Source organism: Halanaerobium saccharolyticum (genome assembly GCF_004362045.1).
In the GTDB taxonomy this organism is placed as follows: domain Bacteria; phylum Bacillota; class Halanaerobiia; order Halanaerobiales; family Halanaerobiaceae; genus Halanaerobium; species Halanaerobium saccharolyticum_C.
Map to the genome: position 1 here is coordinate 23,683 of NZ_SNWX01000013.1, position 24,166 is coordinate 47,848.

Below are 24,166 nucleotides of genomic sequence, written 5' to 3' on the forward strand. Positions count from 1 at the left end.
GAGGTTTTTACCTTCGGCTTTTTATAATTTACGAAAAATGAAAAAATTTACTTTTATAATATTTATTTTGCTTAACTTAAGAAGGGAAAAATAATGAAGGATATAGTAAAGGTTGTGGTTGATTTACCTTTAAAAACAATAAATAAAGAATTTGATTATCTTTTACCAGAGAGCTTAAAATCAGAGATAGAAGTGGGGCAGCTTGTCAGAGTTCCTTTTGGCCGCAGAAAATTGTCTGCTTTTGTGACGGGATTTAAGACTAAATCAGATATAAAAAATTCAAAATTAAAGAAAATTGATTCTCTCTTATATAAACAGAGTTTTTTTGGGGATGAATTATTAAAAGTTTTTTACTGGACAGCCGCTTATTATCATGCCTATCTGGCCCAGGTTATAAAAAAAGCTTTACCACCTGGGATTACTGATCAAAAAATTAGTAAAAAAGAGGTGGAATTTCTTAAGTTAAACCCAGAAATTACTAATTATAAAAATGAGCTTAATAAATTAAAAAAAAGAGCACCAAAACAATATTTAATTCTAAAATATTTATTAGAAAATAGTGAAGAAAAACACAAATTCAAGACGGTTGTCGATTCTGCAGAAACTTCTCGTCAGACTGTTTACCGTTTAATAGACAAAGATTTAATAAATATATATACTGATATTAAGGAAAGAATTCCAGAAGTAAGTATTAATTTTAAAAAAGAACATGAATTTAATTTTCAGCTCAAGCAGGAAGAAAAAAAACTTTTAGATCAATTCGTAGATAATGTTTCGGAAGACAATATTTCAGCAAATAATTCATATCTTTTGACTACAGAAAATAGTCAGAGGAGATATAACTTTATTATCAAACTGCTGGAAAAATTGCTGGCAGAAGAGAAAAATATTATACTTTTAATTCCAGAAATTGAAAAGGATAAGGTATTTCTGGGACAAGTAAATAATCAGTTTGGGGATGAGATAGCCTTTATCCACAGTCAATTATCCAGAGGTGAACGTTTTGATCAGTGGCAGCAGATAAAAAAGGGTAAAGTTAAAGTTGCTGTAGGTGCCCGGTCGGCTATTTTTGCTCCTTTTTCTGAGCTTAATGCTGTAATTATTATGGAAGAAAATAATGATAGTTATAAGGGTCAGGAACATCCTTTATATCATGCCAGACAGATTGCCGTTAAGCGTTTAAAAAAGAACAATTCTCTTCTGCTTTTAGAATCACCATTTCCCTCTCTGGAAAGTCAATACCATGCTTCTGCTGGCGAATATCAGCAGCTCAAATTAAGCTCTGAAAAAAGTAGGCTGCAGACGAAAATTATTGACATGAAAAAAGAAGTAGAAAAAGGTAATCTCGGTGATTTAAGCCAGGATTTAAAAGCAGAGATTAAACTTCAACTTAAAAAAAATAATAAAATCATTTTATTTTTAAACCGGCGTGGTTCTGCAAATTATCTAATCTGTAGAAAATGTGGTCATGTGCTTAAATGTGATAACTGTAATATTTCTTTAAATTATCACAGAGAAGAGCATCAGCTGCGCTGTCATTACTGTGGTTTAAAAAAAGAAGTGCCTGATCAGTGTCCGGAATGTGGAAGTCGTTTTATTTCCCGGGCCGGGGTTGGAACCGAAAAAATTATTGAACAATTAAAGGTTCTATATCAGGACCTTAAAATTGCCAGAGTTGATAGTGATTTAAAGGAAAAGGAAGTAAAAAAGAGATTGAATGATTTTAAAAAAGGGAAAATCGATATTTTAGTTGGAACTTCAATTTTGATAAGAAATCAGTTTTATGATCAGCTTAAATTTTTAGCTGTTATTTCTGCAGATACAGCTTTAAATAGTTCCGATTTTAGAGCTGCAGAAGAAAATTATTCTCTATTGATGGATTTAAAATCTCTGCTTATAAATAAGTCGGAGAGTAAATTCTGGCTGCAGAGTTATGATCCTGATCATTACAGCATTCAGTCTGCCCTGGATCCTGATAAATATTCTTTTTATCAGGAGGAAATTAAAATCAGAAGGCAGAGGAATTACCCACCTTTTTGCAGGCTTCTAAATATCATAATTAGTGCAGAAGATGAGGAAAAGGCAGCAGCTAAAAGTAAAAAATTATCAATTTTTTTGGATGGTTATAGAGAAAAGTATCTGGAGAAATTAGGGGCATCACCTGCAGTTTTAAGTAAAATTAGAAATAAATATCGCTGGCAGTTGATTTTAAAATTTAATTCGATGCGTAATCGCGAATATATTATTCAATTAATAGAAAAAAAGTTTATCGAGAAAAATGATAATGATTCAGTTGAAATTCGTATTGATGTAGATCCCTATCAAATGTTATAATATAATTTAGGAGGTAGATATCATGGCTCTTTTAAAGGTCAGAGAAATTGGAGATCCTGTTTTGAGAAGTAAAGCAAAACAAATAGATGCTGTAAGTAAAAAAACTAATGATTTAATAGATAATTTGTTTGATACAATGTATGCAGAAGATGGAGTTGGTTTAGCAGCTCCTCAGGTTGGAATTTTAAAAAGAATAGCTGTAGTAGACATCCGGGAAGAAAATAAAATTATTTTAATAAACCCCGAAATTATAGAAACAGAGGGAAAAGCAATCATGGAAGAAGGTTGTCTCAGTATTCCCGGTGAAACTGGTGATGTAATTAGAGCCGAAAAAATAAAAGTAAGAAGTTTAGATAGAGAAGGTAAGTTAATAGAGTTTGAAGCAGAAGGTTTTGAGGCCAGAGCAATTCAACATGAAATTGATCATTTAGATGGAATATTATTTGTGGATAAAATTGTAAAAATTGCGGAGTGATTTGATGAAAATTGTATTTATGGGAACACCAGAATTTGCAGTTCCTTCACTGATGAAATTAAATAATGATCAGCAGATTGAAATTGAAGCTGTAGTTACCCAGCCTGATCGTAAAAGTGGTAGAGGGCAGAAAGTTCATTATTCTGATATTAAAAAGAAGGCTCTTGCATTGAACTTAGAAATTCTGCAGAGTGAAAATGTAAATCAACCAGATTTTTTGGATAAATTAAGGGCAATGCAACCTGATTTTATAGTTGTAGTAGCTTTTGGGCAGAAATTGAGCCCGGAGTTACTGGCGATTCCGAAATATGGATGTATTAATCTCCATGCCTCTTTACTGCCTGAATACAGAGGCTCCAGTCCGATTCATAAAGCAATAATAGATGGAAAAAAAGTTACCGGAAACACTACTATGTATATGGCTGAAGGCTGGGATGATGGAGATATTATCTATCAGCAGAAAATTGAAATCAAAGAAGACTACACTGTGGGTGATCTGCATGATAAACTGGCAGATAAAGGTGCTGAACTGCTGCTTAGAACACTAAAAGATGTTAAGGCAGGAAAAGCACCTCGAATACCACAGAGTGATTCTGAAGCAACATTTGCCTATAAAATTGATAAATCACTGGGAGAAATCGACTGGAATCAGAATGCTGAAGATATTTATAATTTAATTAGAGGTGTTAACCCCTGGCCTGGAGCTTATACAAAACTTGATGAGCATAAAATTAAGATCTGGGAAAGTAAAATAATTGATGCTGAAGACAGCGATTTTGAGCCAGGAACAATTATCAAAGCAAATCAGGATGAAGGAATACTGGTTCAGACAGCTGATGGAGTTTTATCCATAGAAAAATTACAGCTTCCAGGTGGAAAAAAGATGAATGTTCATGACTTTTTAAATGGTCATCAAATTGAAACAGGGGAAAAATTTACTAGCGCTTAAATAATTGAGGAGGTAAGATTATGATTCCATTTTTATTTGATCCAACAATAATTATAATTATTCCCGCACTACTGCTTGCGGGATATGCACAGTATAAGGTTAAACATACATTTAGTAAATATAATGATATTAAATTGAATTCTGATTTAACTGGTGCTGAAGCTGCCAGAAAAATCTTAGTAAATAATAATTTAGGAAATATTGAAATCAAAAAAACTGATGGCAAATTAAGTGATCATTATGATCCTTCAAATAAGACCCTTAATCTATCAACAGATGTCTATAATAATAATTCTGTTGCTGCAGTTGGTGTAGCAGCTCATGAGGTAGGACACGCTATACAGGATAAAGAAAATTACAGACCGCTTTCTTTAAGAGCCTCTTTGGTTCCTGCTGCTAATATTGGGTCCAGTTTTGGACTGCCGCTTGCAATTTTTGGTTTTTTTATTCGAGCTGATTTTTTGATTATGACCGGATTTGTGCTTTTTTCTGCAGCATTTTTGTTTCATCTGGTTACTTTACCAGTAGAATTTAATGCCAGCAATAGAGCAATTAGTAATTTAAAAAGTACAGATTTATTAACTGAGTCAGAAATCAAGGGTGCCAAAAAAGTCTTGAAAGCAGCAGCTTTTACCTATGTAGCTACAACTCTGGTTGCTCTGGCAAATATGATTAGAATTTTACTTTTAGCAGGTATGGGTGATGATTAATTGAAAAACTTGAGGCTGGAAATTTTAAAAGCACTGCTCAGAGTTGAAAAAGGAAGTTATTCTAATTTGCTGCTCAATTCGAAATTGGAAAACGTTGATGATCAGAGAGATAAAAATCTTTTTACAGAAATTTTTTATGGTGTAATTAGAAATAAATTATATCTTGATTATATAATTGAACATTTTTCTAAAACTCCACTGCAGAAAATGGATGAAGAAGTATTAATGGGGCTGAGAATTGGTGTCTATCAGCTCTTTTTTCTTGATAAGATACCGGCAAGAGCAGCTATTTTTGAGAGTGTAGAAGCGGTAAAGATTTTATTACCTGCCCGCAGAAAGGGAGCTGTTTCTTTTACCAATGGTGTTTTAAGAAATATCAATCGAAACCAGGATAGGATTCAACTTCCTTCTAAAAAGGAGGATCCTGAAAAATTTTTATCCATAAAATATTCCTATCCTATCTGGCTGGTCAGGCGTTTTTGTAAAGATTATGGTTTAGAAAAAACTGAAATGATTTTGAAGGCAGGAAATAGAAGGTCAGAGGTTATTTATCGTCATAATTCTTTGAAAGTCAAGCGGCAAGAATTTATTGATTTGCTGGTAGAAGATCAAATAAAATATGAAAATACATTTTTAGATGCTTTTTATCGACTTAAGGAAGTTAATAATCCTGCAGCAACCCGGGCTTTTAAAAGGGGAGCTGCTTATATCCAGGGTACATCTGCAGGACTAGCCTCTTTATTATTAGATCCTCAGGCAGATATGAAGGTTCTTGATCTGGCTGCTGCTCCGGGTGGGAAAACTTCGCATCTGGCTGATTTAATGAACAACACTGGTCAGATTACAGCCTTAGATATCAGTCAGAACCGTTTAAATCTGGTTAAAGAAAATTTATCCAGGCTGGGAGTTGAAAATGTTATTATAAAAAAAGCGGATGCTGCTCAATATGAGGATAACAAAAAATATGATAGAATACTGGCCGATCTACCCTGTTCCGGATTGGGGCTAATTGCTTCTAAACCGGAGATTAAGTGGGAGAAAGATGAGAAAGTAATTAAAAAAATGGCTGAACTGCAGTATAATATTCTGACTAATAATCTGGATAAACTTAAAATGGGGGGAGAATTATTATATTCTACCTGTACTTTAACCAGGGAAGAAAATCAGGATCTTATAAAAAGAATCCTGGTTGAAAATAAAGACTTTAAATTGATAGATCTTAATAAAAAATTGAAACAGGTAAGTAGTTTAAACATAGAAAACAGGAATAAGTATTTAGAACTTTTGCCGGGAGAAGTAGATTCCGAAGGCTTTTTCTATGCATTATTAAAAAAAGTGGAGAGTGATTAAATTTACGATGAAAGATTTAAAAGAATTAAATAGAAGTGAATTAATAGACGAATTAAAAGAGGCAGGTTTTCCGTCTTATAGAGGGGAACAGATATTTAATTGGCTTTATAAGAATGGTATATCAAGTACAGAAGACATGAAAAACATTCCCAAAAAGATGCGTAACTTTCTGGATGAAAACTATAAATTGACCGATCTGGAAGAAATAAATAGAAGTGCGGCTGCTGATGGGACTGTTAAATACTTATGGCAGTTAAAGGATGGAGAAAACATTGAAGGAGTTTATCTTCCTTTCCCTGAGTCTGGTCGTCACAGTGCCTGTATTTCTACTCAGGTAGGTTGTGGTCTTGGTTGTTCTTTTTGTGCTACTGGAATTGATGGTTTAAAGAGGAATTTAACTGCTGGTGAGATTGTTGACCAGGTAATTAAAGTCCAGAAGGATATCAGTGGTTCGAATTTTGCTGAGCCAAGATTAAGTAATGTTGTGTTTATGGGTATGGGAGAGCCACTTGCTAATTTTGATAATTTAATGAAAGCAGTAGAAATTATAAATGCGGATCATGGCCTAAATATTGGAATGCGAAAAATGACTATTTCTACAGCGGGTTTAGTACCAGAGATTAAAAAGCTGGCTGAGGTTAATGATCAGATTGGTCTTGCAGTTTCTCTCCATGCTCCTAATGATCGTCTGCGAAACAAAATAATGCCCATCAATAAAAAATATAATTTAAACCAGCTTTTAACAGCTGTAGTCGAGTATATTGAAAAAACAGGTAGAAGGGTTACCTTCGAATATGTGTTAATGGACAGTGTTAATGATAGTCCAGAACTCTCTGTGCAGCTGGCTGAACTGCTGCGGGGAATAAACTGTCATGTAAACTTAATCCCAGCTAACCCAGTACCTGAATTGGGTATTGAACGGCCAGTGCAAAAGGTAATAGATAGTTTTTATGGAACTTTACAGAGTAATGGGATTCAGGTTACACTGAGAAAAGAAATGGGAACTCAGATTGATGCTGCCTGTGGTCAGTTAAAAAGAAAAGAAAAATAGAGGCTGAATTTGAAGGAGGAGAAATATGCGGTTTAAAGCTTTAAGTGATAAAGGAAATAAACGCAGTACAAATGAAGATAACTTTTTTATCAGGGAAGAAATTAATTTTTTTATGGTTGCTGACGGTATGGGGGGGCATGCTGCAGGAGAAGTTGCAAGTCAGACGGCAGTAAATTCTGCCTCTAACTTTGATTTTGATTTATCATCTCCTCTGGAAAGTTTGGGCCAGTTAACTTATAAAATTAATCAAGAAATTATAAATAAAAGTCAGCACAATTCTGAATATACAGGAATGGGGACAACCTTTGCTGCTGCGTTAATTCAGGAAAATAAACTTTATTATGTTAATTTAGGTGACAGCCGCATTTACTGTTATAATAGTACAGAAAAGAAAATAAGAAAAATCTCTAAGGATCATTCTCTGGTTGCTAATTTGCTTCAAAGAGGAGAGATTACCGAAGAAGAGGCTTTTAATCACCCCAAAAAAAATATTGTTACTCAGGCTTTAGGTCTGGATACGAATCTGGATTTGGATAGAGGAAAAATTAATATTTCTAGTGATGATTATTTATTATTATGTACTGATGGATTAACAGATATGATCAGAGAAAAGAAAATTGAAGCTGTTTTTAAAGAATATCAGGAAGCTGATATAATAGCTGAGCAGCTGCTTAAAAAAGCTCTGACCAGTGGTGGCCTGGACAATGTTACTTTAATAGTTGTTGATTTAAATGAAAATTAATTATTGTTTAATGATAATAGAGGTGAATTTATGCAGGGCAAGATTTTAAATAACCGTTATAAGATAATAAAAGAAATTGGCCGTGGTGGAATGGCAATTGTTTATTCAGCCCGAGATACTCTGTTAGAAAGAAGAGTAGCTTTAAAAATGATGCGTCCGGAATATAAATCTGATGATAAATTTATTGATAAATTCAGACAGGAAGCAAGGGCTGTAGCTAGATTATCTCATCCCAATGTTGTAAGCATTTATGATATTGTAGTTGATGAAGAAAGAATTTATCTTGTAATGGAAATAGTAGAAGGTAAAACTTTAAAGGACATAATTGAAGAAAGGTCAAAACTTTCTATAGTTGAATCCCTGGAGATAGCCAGGCAGATTGCTGCTGCTCTAACTGTGGCTCATGGTAATCAGATTGTTCACTGTGATATAAAACCTCACAATATCATTCTAACTGATGAGATGGAGGTCAAAGTAACAGATTTCGGTATTGCCAGAGCTGTCAGTAATTCAACAGTTAGAGTAACTGAAACAGTGGTCGGTAGTGCTCATTATTTTTCTCCTGAGCAGGCAAAGGGTGGAGAAATTAAAGCCTATTCTGATATTTATTCACTGGGTGTTGTGCTCTACGAAATGACCACCGGAGAATTACCATTCGAGGGAGAAAGTCCTATTTCAGTTGCTTTAAAACATATTCAGCAGAAGCCGGTTGAGCCATCACAAGTTAATAAAAGTATTCCGGCTAAAGTTAATGATTTGATTATGAAAGCAATAGCCAAAGATCCAGCAGATCGGTTTCAGGATGCTTATGAGATGAGACAGCAGATTACTTATTGTTTAAAACAAATCAAAACTAATCCTGAAAAATCAGAAGAGAAAAATGACTTTAATGACAATGAGACCAGAGTGATAAAAAGGTCAGATATCAGCTTATTGAATGATTCTAAAAAAAATACAGGTCAGGATATTGAAAAAAATGATAGAACTGCAGAAAATAAGAGCTTTTCAGAAAACAAGATGGAAGAAAATAGTGAAAATAGCACAGATGAAAATTTTAATTCTGAAAAAAAAGAGGTAATTAGTGAAACCCCAAAAAATAAAAATGAAGATTTACTTTCAAAGTATAAAAAACCTCTCTTGCTTACAGGTGCACTAATGTTATTTTTTCTTATTCTTATTGGAGGATCATTTTTATTTTTCATTCAATATACAGATGTACCTGTAGTTCAGGTACCAGATATTCAGGGTAAAAGTTTAACAGAGGCTAGAGAAATGGCTTCGGAAGTAGGACTTAACCTGTCTGAGAATGAAGAAAGAGTATTTAGTGAAGAAATTCCAGCCAATCATATTGTTAGTCAGCAGCCTGATGCTGGTGAGAGAATTAAACAGAGTCGACCTCTAAATATTACTGTTAGTAAAGGCCCTCAGTTGATTGAAATACCTGATTTTGTTGGCAATTCTTTAAGAAAAGCTCTGATTTCACTGAAAAACTTGTCTTTAAACAGTGGTGATATCCAGTATATTTTTAGATTGTCCGAAGAACCAGGTACAGTTATCAATCAAATTCCTGCCGCCGGCGCTGAAGTTGAAAAAGGAAGTGAAGTTACTCTTTTTGTCAGCCGCGGAGAACGAGATATTTCTGTTAGAATGCCGGACTTAACTGGTCTTACTCAATCAGAAGCTTTTAGCCTGATTAGAGAAAAGGGCTTAAATATTGGTCAGGTTAGTGTAGAAAGTTCCAATCGATTTGCTGATGGTCAGGTTATCTCTCAAAGTGTAAAGGCTGGCGAGTATTTACCTCGAGGAATTGCTGTGGACTTTGTTATCAGCAGTGGTCCAGAATCAAATTCTGGTGAAGATTTTCATACAAATAGAATTTCTATAAATGTTACTGGGTCGGAAAGAAAAGAAGTCAGAATTGTGATTGAAGATGAGAATGGTCAGGACCTGGTTTATCAGGCAGTACATGAACCTGGAGATAATATTGTTAGAGATATCATAAGCCAGGGTCAAACAGAGGTTAGAATCTATTTTGATGATCAATTAATAAAAACAGAAAGTTTTGGGGGATGATAGTTTAGATGAGGGGTATTTTAATTAAATCAATAGGAGGTTTTTTCTTTGTCGCTGATCAAAACAAAGAAATATATCAGTGTAGAATTAGAGGTAAGATCCGAGAAAAAATTTATCCTGGTGATTATGTAGAGTTTGATAAAAAGAATAAGATTCTAGAAGATTACTATCCTCGTAGTAATTTATTAAAAAGGCCAAAAGTTGCAAATATTGATCAGGTGGTTGTTATGCATTCAGTTAAAAATCCTGACTTTACTCCTTCTTTACTGGATCGATTTTTGCTGTTGGTTGAAAGCTCTGGTTTTGAGCCGCTAATTGTTATCAATAAAATTGATCAGGCAGAAGCTGGTTTTAAAGATACTTTTGAAGAATATAAAAAAGCAGGCTACCAGCTTGATTTTATTAGTGTTAAAGAAAATATAAATTTAAATCAGTTATTTGACAGACTTAATAATAAAATAAATGTTTTAACTGGGCCTTCGGGAGTGGGTAAATCTTCATTTTTAAATAAAGTTATTGAAGATGCAGAACTAAAAACAGCTGCAGTTAGCAAAAAATTAAAGAAAGGAGTTCATACTACGAGAATGGTAGAGCTCATATCTTTACCTAATAAAGGATGGGTTGCAGACACTCCTGGATTTTCTTCAATATCTAAAATCAACTTAGAAATTGAGCCAGATAATTTATCCTGGTATTTTCCTGAGCTTGCAGAATATAATAATCACTGTAAATTTAATGGCTGCTCTCACCTGCATGAACCAGGCTGTCTGGTGCAGCAAAAGGTTGAAAATGGTGAAATTTCAGCCAGAAGATATCAGAGTTATCAGCAAATTTATAATAAATTAAAGGAAAAGGAGAGAAAATATTAATGAAAACAGAATTTGCACCTTCACTTCTTGCTTCAGATTTCAGTCAATTAAAAGATCAGATTCAGCTGGTTAAAGATGCTGATTATCTTCATTTAGATGTAATGGATGGGGTTTATGTTCCTAATATTACCTTTGGCCCGGGAATAATTAGTTCAATTAGAAAACACAGTCAACTTCCTTTTGATACTCATTTAATGATTACTAAACCTGAGAGATATATCAAGAATTTTGCAGATGCTGGTTCTGATATTTTAACAGTTCATCTAGAAGCTACCGATCATATCCATCGAGTGATTCAGCTGATCAAAGATCAGGGAATTAAAGCAGGAGTTTCTCTCAATCCAGCTACACCATTAGACAGTTTAGAATATATTCTGCCGGAATTGGATCAGGTTTTAATAATGACTGTAAATCCTGGCTTTGGAGGCCAGTCTTATATTCCCCAGATGACAGAAAAAATAGCTAAACTAAATAAAATAATTGAAACTAATAATTATGACTGTAAAATTGAGGTGGATGGGGGAATAAAAACTTACAATTTAAAAGAGATTATAGAGGCTGGAGCTGACATTATTGTTGCGGGTTCTGCAATTTTTGGTGCTGCTGATCCTATAGAATCATTAACAGAAATGAGGAGTATTGCTGCAGATGTCTAAACAGAAAGCACTTTTAATTTTGAATGGTGAGCCGGATTTGGATAGAAATGATTTAAAGCAATTAATAAAAGAACAGGAAATAGATAAAATTATTGCAGTGGATGGAGGAGCCAATAAAGTCAGAAATGTAAATTTATTACCTGATCTTATAATTGGTGATCTGGATTCTATTACTAAAAACAACAAAGAATTTTATAATAAAAAGAGAATAGAAATGATTAAATATCCAGTCGAAAAAGATCAGACTGATAGTGAGATTGCAGTTGATTATTGTCTAAAAAATGGTCTAAAAGAACTATATTTAACAGCTGCCCTTGGGGGAAGAATAGATCAGCAGCTTGCTAATTTAAATCTCTTAGAGTATATATATCAGTTAAATATGAAAGCCAGAATAATTTCTAAAAAAAATGAGATTGCATTAATTGACAGCAAAAAACAGTTTATAAACAAAGAGGGATTTAGGCTTTCTTTAATTCCCCAGACTAAGGCTGTCAGGGGACTTAGTATCAAAGGCTGTAAATACAATTTAGAATCTAAAAATATTGAGCGTTCAAAAAGCAGAGGGATCAGCAATTTGATTGAGAGTGATCAGGCAGAAGTAAGCTTAGAAAATGGACTTTTAATTTATGTATTGGAGAATTTAGAGTAGAGAGCAGATAAATTATGGAGGTTTATAATGGATATTTATCAAAAAGCATTAAAATTACATAGTGATTATCAGGGGAAAATCGAGGTTAAATCAAAGGTTAGGGTTAGAAATAAAGAAGAGTTAAGTCTGGCCTACTCTCCCGGGGTGGCAGAACCCTGTAGAGAAATTGAAAAAAATAAAGAAAAAATTTATAAATATACTGCCCGGGGAAATCAGGTTGCAGTTGTCTCATCTGGAACTGCAGTTTTAGGTCTGGGTGATATTGGTCCTGAGGCAGCCCTGCCTGTAATGGAAGGGAAAGCTGTTTTATTTAAAGAATTTGCAAATGTAGATGCTTTTCCCTTATGTATCGGAACAAAAGATGTAAATGAAATTGTTAACTTTGTCAAACTGCTTGAGCCAACATTTGCCGGTATTAATTTAGAGGATATTTCAGCTCCTAAATGCTTTGAAATAGAGGCTAAATTGAAAGAAGAAACTGAAATGGCAATTTTTCATGATGATCAGCACGGAACAGCAATTGTTGTGCTGGCAGCAGTCATCAATGCTTTAAAACTTGTTAATAAAAACTTAGAGGAAATAAAAATTGTTGTTAATGGAGCAGGAGCTGCTGCTACAGCAGTCTCTAAACTGCTGCTGGATGCTGGAGCAAAAAATTTAATTATCAATGATAAGATTGGAATTTTAAATTCCTCTAATCTGGATCAGTATGATTTTTTAAGACAGCAATTAATTAAACGAACTAATCCTGATCACTTAGAAGGTGGGATGGCTGAAGCAGTTAAGGATGCAGATCTATTTATTGGTTTATCTGTGGGTAATATCTTAAAACCAGAAATGGTAAAGGAGATGGCAGCTGAGCCGCTGGTTTTTGCAATGGCTAATCCGATCCCGGAAATTGGCCCTGAGACAGCTTCAAAGGCTGGAGCTGCAGTAATTGCAACTGGAAGATCTGATTTCCCTAATCAGATTAATAATGTGCTTGCTTTTCCAGGAGTTTTTAGAGGGGCACTTGATGTAAGAGCCTCGGAAATAAGTGAAGATATGAAAATTGCAGCTGCTGAGGCAATAGCAGACTTAGCTGCGGATAATTTATCAGCTGAGTATATTATTCCTGATCCCTTTGATCAGCGGGTTGTTCCGGCAGTTGCTTTTGCAGTTGCCAGAAGTGCTATCGATAATGACCTTGCAGAAATAAAAATTAGTGATCAGAAACTAAAAAATAAAATTAATAAAAAATTAAAGAGTTTAAATAATAAATAATCACCTGTAAAAAGTACTAAAGGGAGTAGGGCATTTTTGAAAATGCCCTACTCCCTTTGTTTATCTAAATCTTAATTAGTAAGCTCTTTCAACATTACCTGATTTAAGACATTGAGTACATACCTTAATTCTTTTTGGTGATCCATCAACAATTGCTTTAACTTTTTTAAGATTGGGACGCTGAGTTCTTTTTGTAGAACTGGTGATGTTACGTCCAACTCCACCTTTTTTCTTAGCTTTACCACGTCTTTGTATGCTATTGGCAGTATTTCCACCTTTACCACAAATTTCACAGACTCTGGACATAGAAAAACACCTCCTTATTTATTACAAATCATCGGCTCATAAATCTCTATTTTACAATAAATAGATAGATTTGTATTGAGCGTGTCAAAATAAAATCTCCATCAGGTTATATTTTAACATAGATAAACGGTCTTTAGCAAGTTAATTAAAGTAAGTTTAGAAAAAATATAGACTTAAATATGCAGGAAAGTATTAATTTATCTTGAAATTAATAATAAATGAGCATTTAATTAAACTCATTAAATTTATTTCTTGCATAGAGACTTTATATAAGATAGAATAATTATGTATGAAAAGAGGTGTAAAGAATGGAAAAAGAATTAAAAAATGAACTTGGTAAGATAGTTATTGATGAAGAGGTAATAGCTAAAACAGCAGGTCTTGCTGTCATGGAATGCTATGGTCTTGTTGGTATGTCCTCTAGAAGTATGCAGGATGGTCTTGCAGATCTTTTGGGCTGGGATAATATTAGTAAGGGTGTTGGTGTTGATATTAGGGAAGAGAAAGTTCATCTGGATTTAAATATTATTGTTGAATACGGAACTAATATTCATGAAGTAGCTCATAATGTTATGGAAAGAGTTCGCTATACCCTCGAAAATAAAGTTGGAATTGAAGTTGTAACTATAGATGTTAATGTAAGGGGAGTGAGGGTTGGCGATGCCAATTAATAATGAAGAAAAAATTACTACAGTAGATGCAGAACAATTTAAAGAAATGATGTTTGCATCATTACACTGGCTAAAAGAACAGAAATCTTTTATTGATTCATTAAATGTTTTTCCTGTCCCGGATGGAGATACAGGAACAAATATGTATTTAACCTTTAAAGAGGCAGTGTTCAATCTGGAAGATAACAACGCAAAGAGTGTATCTGATCTGGCGGCAGCGCTGTCTAAGGGTGCTTTAATGGGAGCCAGGGGTAACTCAGGAGTTATTCTATCCCAGTTGATCAGAGGCTTTGCTCAGGCTCTAAAGAACAAGAAGAGAATGAAAGCCAGAGATTTCGCTAATGCACTAAAAAAAGCTTCTGAAGTGGCTTACCATGGTGTTTTAAAACCAGTAGAGGGAACAATTTTGACTGTTTCCAGAGAAGCGGCTGAGAAAGCTGCATCAGAGGTCGAATCTGTTCAGGATCTGGTGGAGCTGCTTGAAATAACAATTGAAGCAGCGGAAGAATCTTTAGAACATACTCCTGAGCTGCTTGCTGCCTTAAAAGAAGCAGAAGTTGTAGATGCCGGGGGACAGGGTTATCTGACAATCCTTGAGGGAATGCTTAAAGGTTTAAAAGGAGAAAAGATAGAATATCAGGCAGCCGCTGTTGAAGGAAAAACTAAAAAGAGAGCTGAAATTGCAGCGGATATTAAATTTACCTACTGTACCCAGATATTAATTGAAATTGATACTAGAAAAAATAATCTTGAGCGGATGATTGATAAGCTTAGAAGAGATATGCAGAGTTATGGAGATTCAATTATGGTTGTTGGTAGTGATGATATAATTAAAATTCACATTCATACCAACCACCCTGGTGTTTTATTAGAATATGGTTTAAAAAAAGGTAAAGTTTTTGATATAAAAATTGATAATATGCGTAAACAAAATCAGGAAAAAGTTAAGCTCGAAAATGAAGCTAATTTTGATCATTCTCAGTTTCATACAGATAAAAATAAAGATATTTCTGAAGATCAAAATGAAGACCAGGCTGAAGCAAAAGCAGATATTGATGAGGAAGAAAGCAGAAATGATAATCAAACAGCTGCAGAAATTACTATAGATAAAAATATAGGAATCATTTCTGTTGCCAATGGTGAAGGAATAGTTAATATCTTAAAAGAACTGGGGGTTGACTATGTAATTAAAGGTGGCCAATCAATGAATCCTTCTACTAATGATTTTGCAGAAGTAGTGGAAAGGATGAATACTGACCAGATTATAATTCTGCCCAATAATAAAAATATAATTTCGGCAGCAAAACAGGTTTCAGAACTTAGTCAAAAAGATATTGCAATTATTGAAACTCGTTCTATACCCCAGGCAGTTACCGCTTTAATGAGTTTTGATGATCAAGCTTCTCCAGCTGAATTGAAAGAAATAATGGAAGCTGAAATCAAATATGTAAAAACATTAGAGATAACTCAGGCTGTTAAAGATTCTAAGGTTAATGGTCTGGAAATTAAAAAAGATAATTATATCGGTCTAAAAAATGACGATATTTTAGTAAGTAATGAAACTAAAAAAGATACAGTAATTAACTTATTAAATAAAGTTGCTGAAGATGAAGAATTAGTCACCATCTATTATGGTGAAGGAATAGATGAGGCTGAAGCTGAAGAAATTAGAGATATTATGGAAGAAAATTTTGATTTTGATGAAATCGAAATTTATCCCGGCGGTCAACCTCTTTATCCTTTTATAATTTCATTAGAATAGGATGTGTTAAGATGATTGCCTTAGTAACAGACAGCACCTGTGATTTACCAACAGAAATACTGGATAATTATCAGATAGAAATTGTTCCTTTAACTGTTCATTTTGGTGAAGATACTTATTATGATAAAGTTGATTTAAAAAATGAAAAGTTCTATCAAATGATGGAGACTGCACCAGAGCTACCTACAACTTCACAGCCCTCAGTAGGGCTTTTTATTGATAGTTACGAAAAATTAGCTGAGAACTATGATCAAATAATTTCTATCCATATATCTTCTGCTTTAAGTGGCACCTGTGAGTCAGCGAGACTTGCTGCTGCTCAGGTGGAAGCTGTAGAAGTTGAAATTGTAGACTCTAAATCAACTAGTTCCGGTCTTGGTTTTATGGTTCTGTTAGCTGCAAAAATGTTGAAAGAAGATAAAGATATTGAAGAAATAAAAGAAATCCTGCTTCGGGAAAGAGAGAAGTTAACAATTTATTTTACAGTTAACGAGTTAACTTATCTGGAAAAGGGAGGTAGAATTGGAAAAGCACAGGCTTTTTTGGGCAGTATTTTTAATTTCAATCCAATTCTGGAACTCTCTGCTGAAACAGGAGAAATTACCCCAAAAGAAAAAATACGGGGTTATAAAAAAACCAATCAGAAATTGGTTGATTTAGCTTTAGAAGCTGCTGCAGGTAGTAATAATGTTAATTTTGCTTATATTTATGGTGAAAACACTGACAACTATCAGCAGTTAAAAGGACTTTTTGAAGCAGAATTAGAAGCTCAGAACGATTTTAACTACCAGCTTTTAGAAAATAAAATTGGTACTGTTTTAAGTTCTCATACCGGGCCTCTAGTTTATGGGATTGTTGTTTATAGAGGAGAATTGTTAGGAAAATGAAATTAAAACTTTCAGATGAAGTTCAATTTGTTAAAGGTGTTGGGCCCAAATGGGCCGAGCGCCTTTCCAAATTGGAAATAAAAACAGTCAGGGATTTACTCTACTATTTCCCCCGAGAATATGAGGATCGCAGTCAGATAAGTCAAATAAAGTATACAGCTGTAGGGGAACAGGCTAATTTCAAAGTTGAAGTTTTGAAAATTGACTATCAAAAAATAAGGTCTAATCTTGATCTACTCCGGGTAACATTTTCTGACGGCAGTGATGTAGTTAATGGGATCTGGTATAATCAGTCTTATCTTCGTGATCAGTTTAACGTGGGAGATAAATATATTATTAGTGGTAAGCTTAGCGAAAAAAACTGGAGAAAATACAAAAGAAAAGAAATTAATAACCCAGTTTATGAAAAACTGGGATCTGATGCTTCAGTTTTAAATACAGGCAGAATAGTTCCTGTATATTCGCTGACTGAAGGAATAACCCTGCGTCGGCTGCGCAGGGTAGTTGCTAATGCCTTAAAGAGTTATGCCTCTTTGCTTAAAGATCAGCTGCCTGAATCAATCAGAAAAAAGAGAAATTTTCCCGGCTTAAAAACTTCCATTCTGGGAATGCATTTCCCTGAAAATGAGAAACATCAAAAAAGTTCTCGCAGAAGGCTGGCTTTTGAAGAATTTTTTTATTTACAGCTTTATGCACTTGAAGAAAAGAAAAAATATAATGATTTAAGCGGCATTCAACATCAGTTTAAAGAAAAGGAAAGTCAGGATTTTTTAGAGGATCTTGGTTTTGAACTTACTGATGCTCAAAAACAAGTTTACTCCGAGATAAGAAAAGATATGGAATCTAAAAAAACTATGTCCAGATTATTACAGGGAGATGTTGGCTCAGGTAAAACGGTAGTAGCGGCCCTGGCACTGCTGCAGACTGTAGCTAATGGTTTTCAGGGAATATTTATGGCCCCCACAGAAATACTGGCTGAACAGCATTTTTTGAATTTCAAAGAGCTGTTAAATGATTTTGATTATGAGATTCATTTATTAACAGGAAGTGTAAAGGCTTCTGAACGTCGACAGATTGAGGCTGAGATTGAGAAAGGGAAAACTGATCTTATTATTGGGACACATGCACTTTTTCAGGAAAGTTTAAATTACAATAATCCTGGTTTGATTGTAATTGATGAGCAGCATCGTTTTGGGGTAGAACAGCGTCACAGTTTGAAGCAAAAAGGCGATAGTCCTGATTTATTGATTATGACAGCAACCCCAATCCCCAGATCAATGGCAATGCTGATTTATGGTGACTTAGATCTTTCTGTTATTGATGAGATGCCCCCTGGAAGAAAAAAGATTGCAACTTTCTGGCGGCGAGAAAATAGAAGAAAGCAGATTTATGCTTTTTTAAAAGAAAAAATTGAAACTGGCAGACAGGCATATATTGTTTGTCCTTTAATTGAAAAATCAGAGGAAATGCCAGAATTGATTTCAGCAGAAGAATTATATAATGATCTGCAGTCTGGAATTTTAAGAGATTATAAGCTTGCTTTAATTCACAGTTCAATCCCTGCAGATGAGAAAAAAGAGATTATGGAGAAGTTTAGAGATGGTGAGATTGATGTGCTGGTGGCTACAACAGTAATTGAAGTCGGGGTAGATGTCAGTAATGCCAGCATTATGATTATTGAAAATGCAGAAAGATTTGGCCTGGCTCAGCTGCACCAGTTAAGGGGCAGAGTCGGTCGAGGTCGGCATCAGTCCTACTGTATTCTAATTTCTAATCCACCAGGAGAGGATGCTTCTCATCGTCTGGAAATCATGTGTAAAAGCAATAATGGTTTTTTAATTGCGGAAGAAGATTTAAAAATGCGAGGTCCAGGAGAATTTTTTGGAACAAAACAGCATGGAATAGATGATTTAAAAGTTGCCAGTTTAATTGATGATCAAAAGCTATTAGTAGAGGCAAGAGATGAAGCACAGAACATTGTAAAAGACGAAAACTGGCAGCAAAAATATAAAAATTTAGCTAAAATTATTTCTAAAATAGAATTAAAGATTTAATATATTTGGAGGAGTTATTTAATGAGGATTATTGCCGGCAAGGCTGGTGGTTTAAAATTAAAAAGTCTAAAAGGAAGAGATGTGCGGCCAACTCTGGATCGAGTTAAAGAATCAATGTTTAATATTATTGCATTTTATTTACCGGGAGCTGAAGTTCTTGATTTATTTTCGGGTTTTGGGAGTCTTGGTATTGAAGCCTTAAGCAGAGGAGCGGTCAGGGCGGATTTTGTGGAAATAAACAGATCTCACCTTAAAATAATTGAGGAAAACTTAAAAAAGGCTAAACTTTTTGAGCAGGCTGATCTTTTTGCCCGGGATGTTTATTTATATCTAAAAAATTGCGGTCAAAAATATGATTTGATTTTTATGGATCCACCTTACGAAAAAGAAATGACAGCTGAGGCTGTAAAGTTAATTATTGAGAATGATTTATTAAAAGAAAATGGGTTAATTGTCAGCGAAAGATCAGGGTCCGAAAAAGCAGAAGAATTTAGTGGATTAAGTATTATTAAAAATAAACATTATGGGAATTCATTATTAACAATCTATAAACTAAACTAAATTATAAGGGGTAGTTAATATGAGCAAAAAAATAGTTTATCCTGGAAGTTTTGATCCGGTTACAAATGGACATCTTGATATTGTGGAGAGGGCGGCCAATATTTTTGATGAAGTAATAGTATCGGTGTTTTGCAATCCTAATAAAGAGCCTGTTTTTACAATGGAAGAGCGAGTTAAGATGCTAAAAAAAGCTACTAAAGACTTTAAAAATGTAAAAATTGATTCTTTTTCTGGTTTAACTACTAAATATGTTCATTCTATTGGTGGGGAGGCTATCTTGCGCGGACTGAGAGCAGTTTCTGATTTTGAGGGTGAGTTTCAGATGGCTTCAATGAATAAACATTTAGATGATGAAATTGAAACTATATTTTTAATGACAGATACTAAATATGCATTTTTAAGTTCGAGTGTGATTAAAGAAGCTGCCTACTTTGATGGTAATATTAAAGATCTAGTTCCCGATTTTGTTTATCAGATGTTGAGAAACAAATTTGTAGAAGAAAATAAGGGGTGAAACATGTGTCTTTAACTGCTTTTTTAAAACTGGTAGAGATCAGGACAAAAATAGCAAGTTTTACACCCTTTTTACTTGGTAATTTATATCTTTTATATCGATATTCAAATTTTAATTACCTTAATTGTCTACTTCTCTTTTTTTCTATTCTCTGTGTAGATATGGGGACAACTGCGGTTAATAATTATCAGGATTTTATTAGAGCTGAAAAAAAAGAGGGTTATAATTATGAAGAACACAATGCAGTTGTCAATTATAATTTGAGTAAAAAGACTGTAAAAACTATAATTTTTATTCTTTTTTTTCTGGCGGTAGTAAGTGGTTTACTTCTTTATTTAAATACTGATGTTATAGTATTATTGATTGGGGTAATTTCATTTATAATTGGGATTTTATATACCTCCGGGCCGGTTCCAATTTCCCGGACTCCTTTAGGAGAAATATTTTCCGGTTTTACAATGGGGTTTTTTATTACTTTTCTGGCGGTATATGTACATAATTTGAATTTAATAAATCTGATTTTAAAATCAGATTTATTAATCATTGAATTAAAATTTTTAGAAATTATTAAAATATTAATTTTATCACTGCCGCTAATTTTTGGAATTGCCAATATTATGCTGGCAAATAACATCTGTGATATTAAAGATGATTTAGAAAATAAGCGCTATACACTGCCAATTTATATTTCCCGCAGCAGCAGTCTTAAATTATTTAGATATCTCTATTATTTGTCATATTTGAGTATCATAATTGCAGTTATATTTAAGATATTACCTCTTATTTCTCTGTTTTCATTATTAAGTAGTTTTGTGGTTCAAAAAAATATTAATCAATTTGTAGAGCACCAGAACAAAAAAGATACTTTTGTTTTATCGGTTAAGAATTTTGTAATCATTAATTATGCTACGGCTTTAACTTTGCTTTTAGCAATTATATTTTAAAGTATCGTTAAAAAATGATAGTCACTGAGGAGGGGTTTTATGACATTATTAGGTAATATTATCTGGTTTATTTTTGGGGGTCTGATTGAAGCAATTGGATGGTGGATTGCCGGAATTTTATGGTCGCTCACTATTATTGGTATCCCAGTTGGTAAACAGTGCTTTAAAATGGCTAAAATGCAGATTGCACCATTTGGAAAAGAGATAGTGGAAAAAAATAATTCGGCAATTGGTTTAATTGCAAATATCATCTGGATCGTTGTATTTGGCTGGGAACTGGCTGTTATTAATTTAGTTTCTGCTTTGATTTTTGGAATTACCATTATTGGTATTCCTTTTGCCAGACAGAGTCTAAAACTTGCTTATTTATCTTTAATGCCTTTTGGAAAAGATATTAGAAAAGTAAAATAAAGAATAAGGAGTAATTATGGATTTATCTTTTGATAGTTCTATTACAGCTAAAGTTGTAAAAGCAGTGGCAGAATTTAATTTAATTAATGAAGGTGACCGGGTGGCAGTTGGTCTTTCCGGTGGTAAAGACAGCACTTTTTTATTAATGATTTTAAAAATATTTGCAGAACATTTTAAGAATGACTTCAAGCTTCAAGCAGTACATGTGGATCCGGGTTTTGAAAATTCAACTTCTGAGGAAATCAAAAACTTATCTAAACACTTAAATATTGAATTGAAAATTATAGAAAGTAGAATTGCTGAATATATAACTGACGCAGATACAGAAAATCCATGTTCAAAATGTGCTCATTTCAGAAAGGGAGCTATTATTAATTATTTAAAAGAAAAAAATTTTAATAAGTTGGCATTTGGTCATCACTTAGATGATGCGGTGGAGACCTATTTGATGAGTATTTTTTATTCAGGTCAGTTAAAGGCACTGCAGCCAAAAAGGTATTTAAGTGAAAGTGGAATAGAAATTATTCGCCCTTTGATTTATCTAAGAGAAAAAATTATTATTGAAGAAATAGAAAAAAGAAATATTGTAATCAATAAAAGTTCCTGTCCCTTTGACGGTAATACAGCTCGAGCCCAGGTTAAAAAAGATTTTGCCCGGTATTTCAAGGATCAGCAGCTTTTTTCTAATCTACTTTCAGCAATGAGAGAAAAAGATAACCAGGAATTATGGCCGCCAGAAGAAGATTTTCAATTTTTAAGTAAAAAAATGAAGAAATACTGGAAATAAGAAGGGGATTACATGTCAGATTCAAAAAATGAAGATTTTATTGTTGAAAAATTAAAGTATACTCAAAAAAGACTCAATTCAATTTATCAAAATTCTCCGCTGGCTTTTATATCCTGGAATCGGGAAGGCGATATTATTGATCTAAACCAGGCTGCAGAAGAACTATTTGGCTGGGATAAGGAAGCCATTAAAAATAAAGACTTTATTTCCACAATTATTGCAAAAGAGGACAGAGATGTCTGGCGCAACTGGAAAAGTGGTGAACTGAATCATCTTCCCCATGATTTTATGAGTCGGGCTTTGAAAAGCGATGGTTCTATAATTAACTGCAGCTGGAATAATGCAGTTATTGAAGAAGATGGAAGTATAGAAGAGGTTATTTCTATAGCTGCAAATTTAAATAATGATTTAGAACGAGAACTGGAAATGATCAAACTGGTCAAAGCCATTAACGAAACTGATAACTGGATTGTAATTACCGATCAGGAGGGGGTTATTGAGTACGCCAATACCACCGTTCAGGAAATTACCGGGTATAAAAAAGAAGAAGTAATCGGAAAAGCCCCTTCTTTATTTAAATCGGATAAACATAACATTAAATTTTATAAAGATCTCTGGCAGACAATTAAATCAGGTGAGGTTTTTAATGATGTGATCATCAACAAAAAGAAAAATGGTGATTATTTTTATTCAGAACAGACTATAACTCCGATAAAAAATCATAATGATGAGATAATAAATTATATTTCTGTTGGTAGAGATATAACTCAAAATGAAAAGTTGAGGCGAAAAATTGAATATATCTCTAATTATGAAGTTTTATTTGGATTACCCAATCGTAAGTCTATAAGAAATAAGATTGATAATTTAATTGAGGTTAATACAGATAGTAAAATAGCAGTTTTAGTTATTAACATTAATAAGATTAAGTATTTAAATGATATATATACTGAATCCGAAAATAATAGTACATTAATTAATCTGGCAGCTGATTTAATAAATAAAAAAGCTGCTTCTAGTCAGAATTGTGTCAGACTTGATAAGAATAATTACATATCCTATCTGGGTGGAGATAATTTTGCTTTAATAGTTGATAAAATTGATTTAGCTAATCAAATTTATAAAATAGCAGAAAATCTATTAAGTGCTTTTACTGATCCGATTGATTATAATTTAGAACAATTTATGCTTAATGCCAGGATTGGAATTTCGGTTTATCCTGATGACTGTATAAGTTCTCAAAATCTATTATCAAATGCTGAAATTGCTTTAATTAATATTAAAAAAAATGATTATGCTTTTTTTGATCAGGAAATGAACCAGAAAATAAAAGAATTTACTAAGATGGAAGCAAAACTTGACCAGGCAATAAAAAATGATGAATTTATAATTTATTATCAGCCATATTATAGGGGTTCTAATAGGGACCTTTATGGAATGGAAGCTCTAATTAGATGGCAGGATCCTGAAAGGGGTATAATTTCTCCTGCTGAATTTATTCCGATTCTGGAAAATTCTAAACTGATAAAGAAAGTTGGTTTGATAGTTACTCAAAAAGTAGTAAACAGTATAAAAAAATGGTTAGATAATGGTTATGAAGTTGTTCCTGTTTCCATTAATTTATCAGCAAAACAGCTGGAGGACATTACTCATCTGCAGAATATTTACCAGATTATTGCTGAGAGTGGTATTGATCATTCTTTGATTAAGTTTGAAATAACTGAATCAAGTGCTATGGATGATGTTAATTATAGTTTAAAAGTAATGAATGATATGAAAGCAAAAGGTTTTGCGATTTCTATTGATGATTTCGGCACCGGTTACTCGTCTTTTAGTTATCTGCAAAAATTTCCTATTGATTATCTTAAAATTGATATTTCATTTATTAGAAATATGACCTTAAGTGATGATGGAAAGAATATTGTTGAATCAATTATTAATATTGCTCATCTCTTAAAATTAAAAACAATTGCCGAAGGTGTAGAAAGAGAAATAGAAATGCAAAAGCTGAATCAGCTGGGGAATGATTTTATTCAGGGTTACTATTTTAATCAGCCAATGTCTGAGTTTGAAATAGAAGCTTATTTACAGATGAAAATTAATGTTTAATTGCAGAAAGACCGCTCTCTTTAATGAAAGCGGTCTTTT

The 24,166-nt window shown here is 33.4% G+C and carries 23 protein-coding genes; 22 read left to right on the forward strand and 1 reads right to left on the reverse strand.

Translation table 11 applies throughout. The features are described from left to right. Nucleotides 1-93: 93 nt before the first annotated feature. The 12 genes from priA to DFR79_RS09070 are packed head-to-tail and all read left to right on the forward strand — an operon-like array spanning nucleotide 94 to nucleotide 13,121. The gene (gene priA, locus DFR79_RS09015) at nucleotides 94-2,334 is read left to right on the forward strand and encodes a replication restart helicase PriA (RefSeq protein ID WP_133515176.1); all 2,241 of its coding nucleotides are present in this window, start codon (nucleotides 94-96) and stop codon (nucleotides 2,332-2,334) included. A 22-nt stretch (nucleotides 2,335-2,356) separates the two neighbouring features. Next, complete coding sequence (def, locus tag DFR79_RS09020; RefSeq protein ID WP_133515177.1) at nucleotides 2,357-2,809, forward strand: peptide deformylase; 453 nt, start codon at nucleotides 2,357-2,359, stop codon at nucleotides 2,807-2,809. 4 nt (nucleotides 2,810-2,813) lie between these two features. Further along, nucleotides 2,814-3,758: a methionyl-tRNA formyltransferase gene (gene fmt / locus DFR79_RS09025; protein ID WP_133515178.1), complete on the forward strand. Its 945-nt coding sequence runs from the start codon at nucleotides 2,814-2,816 to the stop codon at nucleotides 3,756-3,758. 20 nt (nucleotides 3,759-3,778) lie between these two features. Continuing rightward, complete coding sequence (locus tag DFR79_RS09030; RefSeq protein WP_133515179.1) at nucleotides 3,779-4,468, forward strand: zinc metallopeptidase; 690 nt, start codon at nucleotides 3,779-3,781, stop codon at nucleotides 4,466-4,468. After that, entirely contained in the window at nucleotides 4,469-5,818 is a 1,350-nt protein-coding gene (gene rsmB / locus DFR79_RS09035) for a 16S rRNA (cytosine(967)-C(5))-methyltransferase RsmB (protein WP_133515180.1), read from the forward strand. 7 nt (nucleotides 5,819-5,825) lie between these two features. After that, nucleotides 5,826-6,869, forward strand: coding sequence for a 23S rRNA (adenine(2503)-C(2))-methyltransferase RlmN (gene rlmN, locus DFR79_RS09040; protein WP_133515230.1), 1,044 nt, complete (start codon nucleotides 5,826-5,828; stop codon nucleotides 6,867-6,869). A 25-nt stretch (nucleotides 6,870-6,894) separates the two neighbouring features. Then, the gene (locus DFR79_RS09045; RefSeq protein WP_133515181.1) at nucleotides 6,895-7,611 is read left to right on the forward strand and encodes a Stp1/IreP family PP2C-type Ser/Thr phosphatase; all 717 of its coding nucleotides are present in this window, start codon (nucleotides 6,895-6,897) and stop codon (nucleotides 7,609-7,611) included. A gap of 30 nt (nucleotides 7,612-7,641) precedes the next feature. Next, complete coding sequence (gene pknB, locus DFR79_RS09050) at nucleotides 7,642-9,684, forward strand: Stk1 family PASTA domain-containing Ser/Thr kinase (protein WP_133515182.1); 2,043 nt, start codon at nucleotides 7,642-7,644, stop codon at nucleotides 9,682-9,684. An 8-nt stretch (nucleotides 9,685-9,692) separates the two neighbouring features. Further along, a complete protein-coding gene (gene rsgA, locus DFR79_RS09055) occupies nucleotides 9,693-10,553 on the forward strand; it encodes a ribosome small subunit-dependent GTPase A (protein ID WP_133515183.1) in 861 nt (286 codons plus the stop codon). After that, nucleotides 10,553-11,209: a ribulose-phosphate 3-epimerase gene (gene rpe / locus DFR79_RS09060; RefSeq protein WP_133515184.1), complete on the forward strand. Its 657-nt coding sequence runs from the start codon at nucleotides 10,553-10,555 to the stop codon at nucleotides 11,207-11,209. The genes rsgA and rpe overlap by 1 nt, the downstream gene beginning before the upstream one ends. Further along, the gene (locus DFR79_RS09065) at nucleotides 11,202-11,858 is read left to right on the forward strand and encodes a thiamine diphosphokinase (RefSeq protein WP_133515185.1); all 657 of its coding nucleotides are present in this window, start codon (nucleotides 11,202-11,204) and stop codon (nucleotides 11,856-11,858) included. Before rpe ends, DFR79_RS09065 begins: the two co-directional genes overlap by 8 nt. A gap of 27 nt (nucleotides 11,859-11,885) precedes the next feature. Beyond that, nucleotides 11,886-13,121 (forward strand): NAD(P)-dependent malic enzyme, encoded by a 1,236-nt coding sequence (locus DFR79_RS09070; RefSeq protein ID WP_133515186.1) that lies wholly within the window; start codon nucleotides 11,886-11,888, stop codon nucleotides 13,119-13,121. Between the two features lie 75 nt (nucleotides 13,122-13,196). Here the strand turns inward: DFR79_RS09070 and rpmB are convergent, their stop codons facing one another. After that, entirely contained in the window at nucleotides 13,197-13,427 is a 231-nt protein-coding gene (gene rpmB / locus DFR79_RS09075) for a 50S ribosomal protein L28 (protein ID WP_111573473.1), read from the reverse strand. A gap of 308 nt (nucleotides 13,428-13,735) precedes the next feature. On the opposite strand from rpmB, the gene DFR79_RS09080 reads away from it, so the two are divergent. From DFR79_RS09080 to DFR79_RS09125, 10 genes are read left to right on the forward strand one after another with little or no spacing between them, the layout of a single operon-like run. Next, nucleotides 13,736-14,098, forward strand: coding sequence for an Asp23/Gls24 family envelope stress response protein (locus DFR79_RS09080; RefSeq protein ID WP_133515187.1), 363 nt, complete (start codon nucleotides 13,736-13,738; stop codon nucleotides 14,096-14,098). Further along, on the forward strand, nucleotides 14,088-15,860 hold the full coding sequence (locus DFR79_RS09085; RefSeq protein WP_133515188.1) for a DAK2 domain-containing protein: 1,773 nt from the start codon (nucleotides 14,088-14,090) through the stop codon (nucleotides 15,858-15,860). Before DFR79_RS09080 ends, DFR79_RS09085 begins: the two co-directional genes overlap by 11 nt. Before the next feature lie 11 nt (nucleotides 15,861-15,871). Beyond that, nucleotides 15,872-16,747, forward strand: a complete 876-nt coding sequence (locus tag DFR79_RS09090) for a DegV family protein (RefSeq protein WP_133515189.1) — start codon at nucleotides 15,872-15,874, stop codon at nucleotides 16,745-16,747. After that, nucleotides 16,744-18,801: an ATP-dependent DNA helicase RecG gene (gene recG / locus DFR79_RS09095; RefSeq protein ID WP_133515190.1), complete on the forward strand. Its 2,058-nt coding sequence runs from the start codon at nucleotides 16,744-16,746 to the stop codon at nucleotides 18,799-18,801. Before DFR79_RS09090 ends, recG begins: the two co-directional genes overlap by 4 nt. 21 nt (nucleotides 18,802-18,822) lie before the next feature. Further along, nucleotides 18,823-19,362: a 16S rRNA (guanine(966)-N(2))-methyltransferase RsmD gene (rsmD, locus tag DFR79_RS09100; RefSeq protein ID WP_133515191.1), complete on the forward strand. Its 540-nt coding sequence runs from the start codon at nucleotides 18,823-18,825 to the stop codon at nucleotides 19,360-19,362. A 19-nt stretch (nucleotides 19,363-19,381) separates the two neighbouring features. Continuing rightward, nucleotides 19,382-19,876, forward strand: a complete 495-nt coding sequence (gene coaD, locus DFR79_RS09105; protein ID WP_133515192.1) for a pantetheine-phosphate adenylyltransferase — start codon at nucleotides 19,382-19,384, stop codon at nucleotides 19,874-19,876. Nucleotides 19,877-19,881: 5 nt separating this feature from the next. Beyond that, a complete protein-coding gene (menA, locus tag DFR79_RS09110; RefSeq protein WP_133515193.1) occupies nucleotides 19,882-20,820 on the forward strand; it encodes a 1,4-dihydroxy-2-naphthoate polyprenyltransferase in 939 nt (312 codons plus the stop codon). 39 nt (nucleotides 20,821-20,859) lie between these two features. After that, nucleotides 20,860-21,231 (forward strand): YccF domain-containing protein, encoded by a 372-nt coding sequence (locus tag DFR79_RS09115; RefSeq protein WP_133515194.1) that lies wholly within the window; start codon nucleotides 20,860-20,862, stop codon nucleotides 21,229-21,231. A 16-nt stretch (nucleotides 21,232-21,247) separates the two neighbouring features. Beyond that, nucleotides 21,248-22,018: a tRNA 2-thiocytidine biosynthesis TtcA family protein gene (locus DFR79_RS09120; RefSeq protein ID WP_133515195.1), complete on the forward strand. Its 771-nt coding sequence runs from the start codon at nucleotides 21,248-21,250 to the stop codon at nucleotides 22,016-22,018. A 12-nt stretch (nucleotides 22,019-22,030) separates the two neighbouring features. Next, nucleotides 22,031-24,127: a bifunctional diguanylate cyclase/phosphodiesterase gene (locus DFR79_RS09125; RefSeq protein ID WP_133515196.1), complete on the forward strand. Its 2,097-nt coding sequence runs from the start codon at nucleotides 22,031-22,033 to the stop codon at nucleotides 24,125-24,127. Nucleotides 24,128-24,166: the final 39 nt, after the last annotated feature.

Excerpts from the sequence above, each read along its gene's own strand:
- priA (WP_133515176.1), top strand. The coding sequence starts at position 94 with ATGAAGGATATAGTAAAGGTTGTGGTTGATTTACCTTTAAAAACAATA.
- def (WP_133515177.1), top strand. The coding sequence starts at position 2,357 with ATGGCTCTTTTAAAGGTCAGAGAAATTGGAGATCCTGTTTTGAGAAGT.
- fmt (WP_133515178.1), top strand. The coding sequence starts at position 2,814 with ATGAAAATTGTATTTATGGGAACACCAGAATTTGCAGTTCCTTCACTG.
- DFR79_RS09030 (WP_133515179.1), top strand. The coding sequence starts at position 3,779 with ATGATTCCATTTTTATTTGATCCAACAATAATTATAATTATTCCCGCA.
- rlmN (WP_133515230.1), top strand. The coding sequence starts at position 5,826 with ATGAAAGATTTAAAAGAATTAAATAGAAGTGAATTAATAGACGAATTA.
- DFR79_RS09045 (WP_133515181.1), top strand. The coding sequence starts at position 6,895 with ATGCGGTTTAAAGCTTTAAGTGATAAAGGAAATAAACGCAGTACAAAT.
- pknB (WP_133515182.1), top strand. The coding sequence starts at position 7,642 with ATGCAGGGCAAGATTTTAAATAACCGTTATAAGATAATAAAAGAAATT.
- rsgA (WP_133515183.1), top strand. The coding sequence starts at position 9,693 with ATGAGGGGTATTTTAATTAAATCAATAGGAGGTTTTTTCTTTGTCGCT.
- rpe (WP_133515184.1), top strand. The coding sequence starts at position 10,553 with ATGAAAACAGAATTTGCACCTTCACTTCTTGCTTCAGATTTCAGTCAA.
- DFR79_RS09065 (WP_133515185.1), top strand. The coding sequence starts at position 11,202 with ATGTCTAAACAGAAAGCACTTTTAATTTTGAATGGTGAGCCGGATTTG.
- DFR79_RS09070 (WP_133515186.1), top strand. The coding sequence starts at position 11,886 with ATGGATATTTATCAAAAAGCATTAAAATTACATAGTGATTATCAGGGG.
- rpmB (WP_111573473.1), bottom strand. The coding sequence starts at position 13,427 with ATGTCCAGAGTCTGTGAAATTTGTGGTAAAGGTGGAAATACTGCCAAT.
- DFR79_RS09080 (WP_133515187.1), top strand. The coding sequence starts at position 13,736 with ATGGAAAAAGAATTAAAAAATGAACTTGGTAAGATAGTTATTGATGAA.
- DFR79_RS09085 (WP_133515188.1), top strand. The coding sequence starts at position 14,088 with ATGCCAATTAATAATGAAGAAAAAATTACTACAGTAGATGCAGAACAA.
- DFR79_RS09090 (WP_133515189.1), top strand. The coding sequence starts at position 15,872 with ATGATTGCCTTAGTAACAGACAGCACCTGTGATTTACCAACAGAAATA.
- recG (WP_133515190.1), top strand. The coding sequence starts at position 16,744 with ATGAAATTAAAACTTTCAGATGAAGTTCAATTTGTTAAAGGTGTTGGG.
- rsmD (WP_133515191.1), top strand. The coding sequence starts at position 18,823 with ATGAGGATTATTGCCGGCAAGGCTGGTGGTTTAAAATTAAAAAGTCTA.
- coaD (WP_133515192.1), top strand. The coding sequence starts at position 19,382 with ATGAGCAAAAAAATAGTTTATCCTGGAAGTTTTGATCCGGTTACAAAT.
- DFR79_RS09115 (WP_133515194.1), top strand. The coding sequence starts at position 20,860 with ATGACATTATTAGGTAATATTATCTGGTTTATTTTTGGGGGTCTGATT.
- DFR79_RS09120 (WP_133515195.1), top strand. The coding sequence starts at position 21,248 with ATGGATTTATCTTTTGATAGTTCTATTACAGCTAAAGTTGTAAAAGCA.
- DFR79_RS09125 (WP_133515196.1), top strand. The coding sequence starts at position 22,031 with ATGTCAGATTCAAAAAATGAAGATTTTATTGTTGAAAAATTAAAGTAT.